Genomic DNA, 11,657 nt, shown 5'->3' on the forward strand with positions numbered 1-11,657 from the left:
ATTTCAACTATTAACACGTATTATCTATGGATTTATTGGGGAAGTTATTTACAAGAGCAATAAAATTAAGCACATTACCAAATAAAAAAAAGCGCGACCCATTTAATCAACAACGGAAGGTATTAAAAAAACTCTTAAAGACCAGTGTACACACTGAATTGGGCCTATACCATGATTTTTATGAAATTTTAGAGCAGTTTAAATCTACCGAGAAAAGGAATTTTTATAATTTTTACAAACGCAGAGTTCCTGTTTATTCCTACAATAAAATTTATTCGGAATGGTGGCATCGTTCAAAAGCGGGAGAGCCCAATGTAACCTGGCCGGGCACCATTAAATATTTTGCATTGAGCTCCGGTACATCGGAAGCTGCAACCAAATACATTCCCATTACAAAAGAATTTTTAAAGGCGAATAAAAAAATCGGTATCCGTCAATTGTTATCGTTGGTGCAATATAAACTTCCGAAAGAGTTATTAGGTAAGGGCATATTGATGCTTGGCGGTAGTACACATCTGCATAAAACTGAAACGTATTACGAAGGAGATCTGAGCGGTATTCAGGCAAGCAAGATTCCATTCTGGTTTCAATATTTTTATAAACCCGGTTCAAAGATCGCACGCAATAGAGACTGGGAAAGCAAGCTGAATGAAATTGTGGAATCTGCTCCGAAGTGGGATATCGGCTTCATTGTTGGCGTACCGGCCTGGTTGCAGATTTTGATCGAACGTATTATTGAAAAATATCAGGTTGAAACCATTCACGATATTTGGCCGAATCTATCGGTATTTGTTCATGGTGGAGTTTCGTTTCAACCTTACAAGAAAGGCTTTGAACGCTTATTGGCAAAGCCGATTATTTATATTGAAACCTATCTGGCATCAGAAGGCTTCATTGCATATCAGGCAGGACCGGGTAGGAAAGGGATGAAGCTGGTGTTAAACAATGGAATTTTTTTCGAATTTATACCTTATAACGAACAGAATATAACAGCCTCAGGAGACATCGTAATCAATCCAAAAACGTTGATGATCGATGAAGTTGAAGAAGGAATTGATTATGTTATTTTATTATCAACCTGCGCCGGTACATGGCGCTATGTGATCGGAGATGTGATTCGGTTTGTAGATAAAGCCAATACAGAGATTATTATAACAGGAAGAACGAAACATTATATAAGTCTGTGTGGCGAACATCTTTCGGTTGATAATATGAACCATGCCATTCAGCTGGTTTCAGAAGAATTGAACATCACTATAAAGGAATTTACCGTAGCTGGTATTCCGCATGGGACGCTGTTTGCACATCAATGGTATATCGGTACGGATAATGTTGTGAATACAGCTTTACTGACTAATCTATTAGATGTAAAACTGAAAGAATTGAATGACGATTACAGAGTTGAACGCACTTCTGCTTTAAAAGAAATTTTTGTTAAGGTACTGCCCAGCACTGTATTTTACGAATGGCTTAAATATAGAGGCAAGGAGGGAGGACAAAATAAATTCCCTCGTGTATTGAATAAAAAGCTGTATGAAGATTGGTGCGTGTATATTGAACAGAAGTAGTCACATCTGATTTTAGCGCTAGGGGTGCTATTGTTGGTGTTTCTGCCTGAACAAATGATACGATATTGATAGGTTATTTTTGCAGACCACCAACAATTGTGAATTATTATAGAGCAGTAGGTTGTTGTTGGTCCGCGTTGTTATTTGCTCATTATATAATCAATATATCTGGCGGAAACACCAACAACGGCATCAAATTGTACACATCAATAATTAGTATTCCATCGTTCCGGAGATCTGACTTAAATTCACTTCAGCAACCTTTGCATTGTATTGCGCTGTGCTGTAACGCACGGTAGCATTGATGTAGTTTAGTTGTGCAGCTCTGAATTCAACCGTTGTAATGCTGCCAAGTTTAAATTTTTCAATCGTTATTTCAAGGTTTTCCCGTGCAATACGTTGATTGCGTTCTTCCATTTTTACAAGTACCAGACTTGTGGTGTATGTCTGATAAGCCGATGTAAGTTGTGCTAAGATCGTTTGATTTAATTGTTCGTATTGCAGCTCAGCACTATTTACAAGTATTTTAGCGTTGTGTTCGCTGATGTTTTGAGTGAAGCCATTAAAAATAGGTACGGTTGCCGTAACTCCATACGTAAACCCTTTCCCGGATGTTTGTGTAGCAAATCCCAAAGCCGAAGTTGAATTTGTAAAGTTGTATCCTGAATTTACATTGACTGTTGGGTATCTATATGCTTTTACAATTTTAAGATCCAGTTCTGCAATACGTTTATTTATGATGGCTGCCTGAAGAGATGGGTTGTGTTTTAAGGTCTGGTCTGTTAATGTTTGAAGCAATAAGGTATTATCAACCGGAATGTCATTTGTTACTCTGAAACGAATACCTGCATCTCTCGCCATCAGCTGATTTAAATAAGTTTGTGTATTGTTATACAACTCCTGCTGACGAACCAGATTAGTTGTATCTGTATTCATATCTACTTCGGCATTTAATACTTCAAGCTTTGCGGCTTTCCCTACTTCATATCTGTTTTTTGCAAACTCCAATCGTTGTTTTGAAATAAAAATAGCTGTATCATAGGCATAGAGCTGCTGCTGCTGCTGTACCAGGTTGTAGTAGGTTGAAGTTACTGCTGCAACATTTGCCATGATTGCAACCTGTAAATTTTCTTTCCCAAATTTTTCAAGTTCCTGTAATTGATCGTAACGTGCAAACATACCAAGCCCGTCAAAAATGGTCCATGTTAAACCTACACCATAATTCAGATTGGTATTGTGTGCACCATCTTTTGATTTTACAGTACCATCAGCCTGCACCTGTCTGCTGTCCTGAATGCTTCCGCTATTGTTCAGTGTACCGCCCAGATAAGGTAAAGCACCAGCTACACCGGGATTTACATTATTTTTAGCAACTTCAAGGTTATTAGCGATGAGTTTGATGTTGTAGTTATTTTCTAACGTCATTTGTATGGCTTCTTCCAACGTTAAGATTTGTTGTGTCTGTGCAGTTGCTAGCTGTAAAAACACAGCATAGAAAAGTACGGACAGTAATAAGATTCGTTGATTCATAATAGGTGCATTATATATTCTTTTCTAAAGCAATTGCTTCTTCCAGTTCTTTGGTGTGTTTATGTTCTTTAGACCACATGGCGTAAATAGCAGGTATTACAAATAAAGTAAGTACCAGGGAGAACATTGTTCCGCCGACAATTACAACTCCCATACCGACCCGGCTTTTAGCGGCAGCTCCCAATGCAAGTGCAATGGGTAATGCTCCTAATGCAATCGCTAAGCTGGTCATTAAGATCGGACGTAAACGGGCTTCTGCAGCTTCAAGTATGGCTTCCGCTTTTGATTTGCCTTGTTCCTTTAATTGATTGGCAAATTCAACAATCAAAATACCATTCTTCGTTACAAGACCGATCAACATAATGGTTCCGATCTGACTGAAGATGTTCCATGTTTGTCCGAAGAGCCACAATGAGAACAATGCACCGCCAACGGCCATGGGCACCGTAAGGATAATGATGAACGGATCTATAAAACTTTCAAATTGTGCAGCCAGTATCAAATAAATAAGAAGCAAAGCCAAACTGAATGCGAACAATGTGTTTGATCCACTCTCTACAAAGTCTCTGGATTCGCCTGCCAGATCGGTTGTAAATGTTTCATCCAATACTTTTTCTGCAATTCTATCCATGGCATCAATTCCATCTCCGATACTTTTTCCCGGTGCTAAGCCTGCTGAAATGGTAGCCGACATATTTCTGTCTGAATGGTACAACTGTGGCGGGCTGCTGTGCTCGTTGATGGTAACCAGATTGTCTAACTGTATAAGCTGACCGCTGCTGCTTTTAACAAAAATGGAAGTTAGATCAATAGGCGCATTCCGATCAATTTTGTCGAATTGTGCAATTACTTGATATTGTTTTCCATTCATATAAAAATAAGCGAAACGTTGTCCGCTTAAAGATAATTGTAAGGTCTGTGCTACATCCAATACAGAGACTCCAAGACTTTGTGCTTTGTTTCGATCTATGGTAACATTTAATTCCGGTTTGTTGAATTTTAAATTCACATCGCTTGTAGAGAATGTCGGGTCATCGTTTACCGCATTCATGAATTCCGGAATTTTTTCTTTTAGCTTTTCAAAATTCGGTGCTTTGATAACATATTGTATAGGTAGGCCACCTTTTTTATTTACAGCTATGGTTGGTTGTTCAGTAACAGTTGTGCGTGCTTCGGAATATTTTTTTGTAATCTTGGTTAATGCATTTGCAATTTGTGTTTGTGAACGCTTACGTTCATGGGGCTGTGTCAAAGAAAGAATCATTCGACCACTATTAACAGAAGAAGAGCCAAAACCAGGCGATGTGATTACGAGGTTTATTGTTTTTTCTGGAAAGGAATCATTAACCAATTGTGTCATTTCTTTCATAAACCGATCGGTATAATCGTAGCTAGCTCCTTCAGGCGTGGTCACCTGTACGCGCAGCGAACTGCGGTCGTCATAAGGGGCGGTTTCTTTTTTTAACAGTGTGAAGAATAGCATGATCAAACCAATACAAGCAATAATTATCGGGAAGCTGAGCCATTTATATTTCATGAATGTTGCCAAACGTTCTGCATAGCCTGCATTCATTTTGACAAAGAACGGTTCTGTCCAATTATAGAATTTAGACTTTTTATGTACGCCGCCTTTCATCAAGTAGGCATTTAGCATTGGTGTTAATGTCAATGAAACAAATGCAGAGATTAATACAGCCGATGCGATCACAATACCAAATTCCCGGAAGAGTTGTCCGACAAATCCCTGTAAGAAAATAACAGGAAGAAATACGGCAGCAAGTGTAATGGAAATTGAAATAACCGGAATCAATATTTCATTAGAACCTTTGATGGCAGCCTGGATAGGGGACATACCTTCTTCAACTTTTTTGTAAATATTTTCTGTTACAACAATACCATCATCTACTACAAGTCCTGTTGCCAATACAATTGCAAGTAAGGTTAGTACATTGACAGAAAATCCGCAGAGGTACATAATGAAGAATGTGGCAATCAACGATACCGGAATATCAATCAACGGTCTAAATGCTACACCCCAATCCCGGAAGAATAAATAGATAATAATGATAACAAGTATCAGTGAGATCAAAATAGTTTCAGCAACTTCTGTAACAGATTGTTTGATGAATAAGGTATTGTCAACGGCAACGTTTAAGTCAAGATCTGGTGGAAGTTCTTTTTTTAGTTTTTCTAATTGAATATAAAATGCATTGGAAATATCTAAATAATTTGTTCCGGGCTGGGGTGTGATTGCGAGAGCTACCATGGGTGTTCCGGATTCTGTCATTTGTGTTTCAAGATTTTCAGGTCCTAAGTCTACAGTACCAATATCACTGAAGCGGACAATCTTATCTCCTTGTGTACGGATGATCAGATTTTTAAACTGTTCGGCTGTGGCAAGATTGCCAATTGTATTTACACTCAATTCAGTATTTGCCCCCGTAATTTTTCCTGAAGGGAGCTGAACGTTCTCTTTATTCAACGAAGCTTTAATTTCAGCAACCGTTAATCCGTAAGCGCTGAGTTTTGAAGGGTCTATCCATAAACGCATAGCGTATTTTTTCTGACCATATATTTGTATGCCGCTTACTCCTGGAATTGTTTGTAGTTTTTGTGCAATTGAGTTTTCTGCATAATCACTCAATTGTAATACATCCCTTGTTTCACTTCGTACAGTAAGGATAATGATTGGCTGAGAATCTGCATCTGCTTTTGATACAACAGGAGGAGCATCGATATCCAGAGGAAGACTACGTGTAGCTTGTGAAACCTTGTCTCGTACATCATTTGCTGCTTCTTCTAAATTTTTATCTAAATTAAATTCGATCGTAATATTGCTTGTTCCCTGACTGCTTGAAGAAGAAATATTACGAATGCCGTCTATTGCATTGATTGATTTTTCAAGTGGTTCAGTAATTTGTGATTCAATAATATCTGCATTGGCACCGGAGTAACTGGTACGAACGGAAATCGTTGCAGGGTCGATCGATGGATATTCACGTATCCCTAAATAGGTATAACCGATCACTCCAAAAAGAATCAGAATAAGATTGATTACAATCGTAAATACCGGACGTTTAATACTTATACTAGATAAACTCATTGCACGTGTTGGTCAGCGTTTGTAATCTTTACTTTTACAGATGTTCCCTGTTTCATAGACATGACACCGGTAGTTAATACGGTGTCTCCTGCCTGAAGACCTGATAAAACAAGTAAGTCTTTATCTGTTCGGGAAGTTGTTTTAATAATTGCTTCTTTTGCTTTTCCGTTTTTAACAATGAAAACTTTTTTCCCATCCTGAATCGGTATTACGGCTTCTGTGGGAATAAGCAATGCGTCTTTAATGGTTGTTAAAGGTAATTCAATGTTTGCAAATGAACCCGGTAATAATGCGCCATCGTTGTTTGATGCTTTTGCACGTAATTGTATGGTGCGTGTTACTTCGTCAATCCCTGGTTCGATTGCATAGATGATTGCGGTATATGTTTTACCCGATCCGGCAAATGTGAAACGTACCTTTGTATTTACTTTCATGCTTGAAGCATATTTCTCAGGAACTGAAAACGTAATTTTTACCGGATTGATGTTTACAAGATTGGCAATGACAATGTCCGTCGTTACATATTCTCCTACAGATACATTTCTCAATCCAATCGTACCATCAAACGGGGCTTTAATAATTGTTTTTGAGATCTGCGTGCGTATGATCTGCGACTGTGCCTGCAGCGACTTTAATGCAGATAAGGTAATTTCGTATTCTTCTTTGCTGATGCCTTCTTTTTGCAAAAGAGATTTTGCACGCTGTTCATTTTCGGATGCTAGATTTTCGCGGATCAATAATTCTGAAAGCTGTGCCTGAAGTTCCGCATCGTCTATTTTAACAAGGGATTGACCTTGCTTTACTGTACTGCCTTCATTGAAATAAATATGAGTAATAATCCCAGTAACCTGACTGCGGATTTGTACCTGTTCGTTGGCACCAATAGAACCTGAAATCAAAATCGTATTTGAAAACTCTTGTGGTTGCAATACAATGCCATTTACACCGATGGCTTTATCGGATATTCCCTGAGATTTACCGCCATCGTTTATCTCTTTGTTTTTAACAACACGGTAATAGATGAGCGCTGCAATCCCTATAATGATAAGGGCATATACTACAAATTTTAATTTCATATGGACGTGTAATGAATAACGGTTAGTTGCTAAATTCGTCGGATCACAAAAAAGTGGTCTGACGAATGATGTTAAACAAGTAGTTAGATAGCTTTGTACCATCCGACCACTTATATCTTTGTTTAGTTAAATTCGTTAAATAAATTTAATAATTCGTCTTTAATTTTTATGCAGAAATAGACGAATTGAGCTATTTGTATGATAGAAGGTATGTATTAATTCGATTGTATACCTCAAATTGGAGTCTAAAATTCAATAAGCTTTAATTTGAAAAGTAATGATTCTAGTTATAAAGGCATCCGACAACTTTTTCCAGTAGTCTGACGACTGCTTAAACATATAAATTGGAGCACGAACTGTTGAACGGATTAGATAGACCCTAAAGATTTTGTTTCTTAAATTTCTGCCAGTATTTTTTTCCATAGCTGCAGAAAATTTCTTCACCCGGTTTTATTTTTTTTATGGCGATAAGACAAACTTCTTCCTCATCATTCAATCCGATTTCGGCATTATATGGGAATGCAGATTTTTTTAATCCTTGAGAATCGTTTGCATATTTTGCAAAGCAGGAAACATGTTTCGAATCTAAGATTGTCCCATCAAGCATGTTGATAAAATAACCGTCTTCCTTCTTCTTCGCACGTTTCGCAGCTTCTTTATCGCTCAGTGTTTCTCCTTTAAAAATAGAAATTACTTCATCTTTAAAAATATCAATTGAACTGAATAATCCATTACCGGCATTAGGTATTTGAGAGGACTGAACATATAAATATCTTGCTTCGGGTACATCAATCGTGTCTGGCATGTAAATAGGTTGAAGGGTTAGTCTTCTAAAAAATTATTTAAGAAGGTAATGCGTGTTGCTGTCCATAGGAGGAAAAACACTACGGCCCATTTTAGGTAAATGGTATAAAAATCTTTTATATCTGTATAATGCAATTGAACAACTTTACCCTTTTCAAGCTGGTTGATGCTTTCTGTAATTTCCTTTAAACTTTTTGTATTAAACGCTCTGTAAAATTCACCTTTCGTAATGGATGAAATATTTTTTAAGGTCGTTTCATCCAATTTACTTTCCACATAATGTGTGGTTCCATCTTCATCTTTAAATTGATGTGTACCATCCTTGCCTAAACCAATACAATAGATCTTGATGTTGTATTCCAGACATAATTCTGCTGCAGTTGCCGGATCCATTAAGCCGGCAGTATTTTCCCCATCGCTGATCAGGATGATAAGACGTTCAGGTGTCTTGGTATTTTTTAAACGGTTTATAGCCGTTCCAAGTGCAGAGCCAATTGCCGTTCCGGAAGGAATCGATTTGTTTTGTCTTAATTCGTCGAGCTTATCGATCAACAATGTATAGTCGTTTGTTAAAGGAGATAAGGTAACTGCCTCTCCTGAAAATATAACAATGCCAATCCGATCGGAGTTACGTTCTTTGATGATGTCGCTGCAAATCTGTTTTGCAGCATCAAATCTGCTTGGATGAATATCTGTTATTTTCATAGATTCAGATATATCCATTGCAAAGACAATATTTATTCCTTCGGTGTATTGTGTATTTGTTTCGTTACTCTTTTGAGGACGTGCAATTGCAACCAATAGAAATGAAATTGAAATGAGTAGGAGCGAAAGAGGTATAAATCGTAAGATCTGAATCAGATTTAATGACTTGGTCTCACGTTTGTTTAACGCTACTTTATATTTTTTTCTGAATCGATAATAGATTAACCAGCGCAGTACCAATAATAACGGTGTTCCGATGATGCCATAGAGGTATATCGGATTTTCCCATATATAACTTCTTAATACTTCAGGTTTCAGCCAGTAGTAAAGCACATACCATTGATTAATATCGTACTGAAAATTATCCATTGGCTACTTCTCTTCTTCGAAGTTGAAATCTTCTGTGTGTAAAACGTTTGATTGTTTGTAAGGCGTCGTTGGTATCTTGTGTAACAACACCACCATATACGTTTCTATCAAGCGATTGAAGCGTTGATTCCAGTTCTTCCTGGTCGTACAATAAGATCAGTTCTTTTGTTGTGAACGTATTGATCGGTTTGTTTTCGAGACGTGTCAAATAATTTTTCCAGATCGCTAATGTCTGTTCGATGATTCGCAGATCTGCGGTAGTTTTAAATCTGGTTGCCAGCGATTCGTATTCTTTGATAAATTTATTGTGTGTAGCACTTAGTATAATAAGCTTATAGCGTTTGATAAAGATCTTGCCAAAAATCTTATACAAGATGAATAGAATAAAAGAGAGACTGATTGTCCATGCAATCAGATAAGGGTAATTGAATTTCTTTAGGATGGGTAATAATCCGGCATCTGCTTGTACATCTTTTTCGGCTCCGGTAGCAATAAGCCGTATGATCGAAACACTATCGATTGTTGAAATCAGTTTTATTGTGTCTTTATTGATGAAAAAAGAAACGGGCAAACTCAGTCGCTGCGTTTTCATTGTTTCATAACTGGCCAGCGTATAGATGATGCTGTCGTATGCATACAACGAATCTGTTCGTGTAGGATAATAAGTTTTGCTGATGTATTCAAAAGGGAAGTAGTTGAATGCAGAATCCGGGATGATTGCAACACGCTCTTTCGGATAAGTAATGCTTAATCGGTAATGCAGATATTGTCCCACACGAAAGCTATCTTCTTCAAAAGAAGAACTGACGTTATAATTCTCAGGTTGCTGTGCAGATACAGAGCCAATAGAAAACAAGAATAGAAAAATAAATAGGTTACGCACTTTTTTTATGGAAATTTCGTACTCTAAATAATTCAACTAATTTGATGATGTAATCTTCATGGGTTTTGATGCAGGTATAGTTTGCTTCATTCGACTTGCTGAAGTTTTCCAGTTTTTCCTGAATCGCCTGCAAGCGTTTTTCCATTGTTATACGAAACGTTTTAGAGGATGAATTCACCCAAATGGTTTTATTTGTTTCAGTATCTAACAGTGGAATAATTCCCATAGATGGCAAAAGCATTTCTCTGGTATCCTGAATTTGTATAAGTACCAGATCGTGTTTCTTACTCAAGCTGACTAAATTTTTATCGTAGTTCTCATCAATAAAATCAGACAACACAATCACAATACTCTTACGTTTCAGAATGGATAGGGTGTACTGTGTTGCTTTATTGAGATCGGTTAATTTGGATTCGCTCTCTAACGAAAAGAGTTTGTTAATGAGGTAATAGGCATGTTTAACACCCTTATTCGGGGCAACATACAATTCTTTTTTATCGGAGTAACAGACAAGACCTATTTCGGAGCCTTCTTTTACAGCAGAAAGCATCAGCACTCCTGTAATCTCTTTGATAATATCCAGCTTGGTTTGATCGTCTTTTCCTATATTCAAGGAAGAACTGACATCTACTAAAAAAATAATGTGCTGTTCTTTATCTTCCTGAAAAAGACGTACATAAGAGCCGTGCCCTTTTGCTGTCACATTCCAGTCTATGGTGCGTATATCGTCGCCGTATTGGTATTCGCGCAAGTCGGAAAACTCTATGCCAGAGCCTTTAAAGATAGAATGGTAATTGCCGTGCATATGAGAATGTACAGCCTTGCGGATCCGTACCTCATATTTACGTAACTTGCGGATAATATCTTTAAGAGAAACTTTCATAGCAACAATTTTAAAAATACAATAAAAAAACTGATTTTAGTAAAAAATACACAGCTTTGAACTACTTTAAATTAATAATTCTCCTTGGTTTTACAGTGCTGTTCTCTTGCTCTTCAGAGACGGAACTGGATGTGAAACCGGATGATCTGATCTCGGAAGAGAAAATGATCGATGTATTGATTGATGTACACATCACAGAATCGGCGTTGTCCTTACAAAATTTCAACCGCGATTCTTCGATGAAATTGTTTGCCTACTACAAAGAAGATTTGTTCAAAGAACACAAGATCACAGAAAAACAATTTCAGAATAGCTATGATTATTACGCAAAACATTCAAAGGAATTTGATCACATGTATGAAATTGTGATCGATAGTTTGAAGGTGAAAGAAGCTACAGGAAGTTTGAAGTAGTGGATTTTATTTTTGGTTAATAATCTCGCATCTCGCCGTGGATTTCTATGGTTTATGCAAGTGCATTGGTATAAATATATTCATATTTTCTATTATCTCTAACGCATGCAAATACACGATGTATTAATTTATTTCGAATAGCGTTTATAACATTCATTTTTGCTTTCCCTTGTTTTATTTTACGATCGTAGAATTCTGTAATTTCTTTATTTGATTGAATAGCAACCAGTGCTGCCATGTGTAATATTGATTTGATACGCATATTTGCTTTTCTTGATACATGTGTTCGTTTTCTTACGCTTGTTCCTGAACTATGTTCAAAT

At 37.1% G+C, this 11,657-nt stretch carries 10 protein-coding genes; 2 read left to right on the top strand and 8 right to left on the bottom strand.

Annotated features, from left to right (window positions below; all coding sequences use genetic code 11):
* Nucleotides 1-26 precede the first annotated feature (26 nt).
* Nucleotides 27-1,568 carry a GH3 family acyl-acid amido synthetase gene (locus A3EE_RS0118085; RefSeq protein WP_018344854.1) on the top strand — a complete coding sequence of 514 codons (1,542 nt, stop codon included), beginning with the start codon at nt 27-29 and terminating at the stop codon, nt 1,566-1,568.
* Nucleotides 1,569-1,781: 213 nt separating this feature from the next.
* Here the strand turns inward: A3EE_RS0118085 and A3EE_RS0118090 are convergent, their stop codons facing one another.
* From A3EE_RS0118090 to A3EE_RS0118120, 7 genes are all read right to left on the bottom strand, one after another.
* Nucleotides 1,782-3,098, bottom strand: a complete 1,317-nt coding sequence (locus A3EE_RS0118090; RefSeq protein ID WP_018344855.1) for a TolC family protein — start codon at nt 3,096-3,098, stop codon at nt 1,782-1,784.
* A gap of 10 nt (nt 3,099-3,108) precedes the next feature.
* The gene (locus A3EE_RS0118095; protein WP_018344856.1) at nt 3,109-6,201 is read right to left on the bottom strand and encodes an efflux RND transporter permease subunit; all 3,093 of its coding nucleotides are present in this window, start codon (nt 6,199-6,201) and stop codon (nt 3,109-3,111) included.
* Nucleotides 6,198-7,277 carry an efflux RND transporter periplasmic adaptor subunit gene (locus A3EE_RS0118100; RefSeq protein WP_018344857.1) on the bottom strand — a complete coding sequence of 360 codons (1,080 nt, stop codon included), beginning with the start codon at nt 7,275-7,277 and terminating at the stop codon, nt 6,198-6,200. The genes A3EE_RS0118095 and A3EE_RS0118100 overlap by 4 nt, the downstream gene beginning before the upstream one ends.
* A gap of 379 nt (nt 7,278-7,656) precedes the next feature.
* A complete protein-coding gene (locus A3EE_RS0118105) occupies nt 7,657-8,082 on the bottom strand; it encodes an SET domain-containing protein-lysine N-methyltransferase (protein ID WP_018344858.1) in 426 nt (141 codons plus the stop codon).
* A 17-nt stretch (nt 8,083-8,099) separates the two neighbouring features.
* On the bottom strand, nt 8,100-9,155 hold the full coding sequence (locus tag A3EE_RS0118110) for a vWA domain-containing protein (RefSeq protein ID WP_018344859.1): 1,056 nt from the start codon (nt 9,153-9,155) through the stop codon (nt 8,100-8,102).
* Nucleotides 9,148-10,038, bottom strand: a complete 891-nt coding sequence (locus A3EE_RS0118115) for a hypothetical protein (RefSeq protein ID WP_157447096.1) — start codon at nt 10,036-10,038, stop codon at nt 9,148-9,150. The genes A3EE_RS0118110 and A3EE_RS0118115 overlap by 8 nt, the downstream gene beginning before the upstream one ends.
* On the bottom strand, nt 10,031-10,921 hold the full coding sequence (locus tag A3EE_RS0118120) for a DUF58 domain-containing protein (RefSeq protein ID WP_018344861.1): 891 nt from the start codon (nt 10,919-10,921) through the stop codon (nt 10,031-10,033). Before A3EE_RS0118120 ends, A3EE_RS0118115 begins: the two co-directional genes overlap by 8 nt.
* Before the next feature lie 56 nt (nt 10,922-10,977).
* Here A3EE_RS0118120 and A3EE_RS0118125 point away from each other — a divergent pair, with 56 nt between their 5' ends.
* Entirely contained in the window at nt 10,978-11,334 is a 357-nt protein-coding gene (locus A3EE_RS0118125; RefSeq protein WP_157447097.1) for a DUF4296 domain-containing protein, read from the top strand.
* Nucleotides 11,335-11,386: 52 nt separating this feature from the next.
* On the opposite strand, the gene A3EE_RS0118130 is transcribed toward A3EE_RS0118125, so the two are convergent.
* Nucleotides 11,387-11,657, bottom strand: a 271-nt coding sequence (locus tag A3EE_RS0118130) for a transposase (protein ID WP_026209626.1), incomplete at its 5' end; no start/stop codon positions are given.

The sequence above is a fragment of the Cytophaga aurantiaca DSM 3654 genome, assembly GCF_000379725.1.
Classification (GTDB): domain Bacteria; phylum Bacteroidota; class Bacteroidia; order Cytophagales; family Cytophagaceae; genus Cytophaga; species Cytophaga aurantiaca.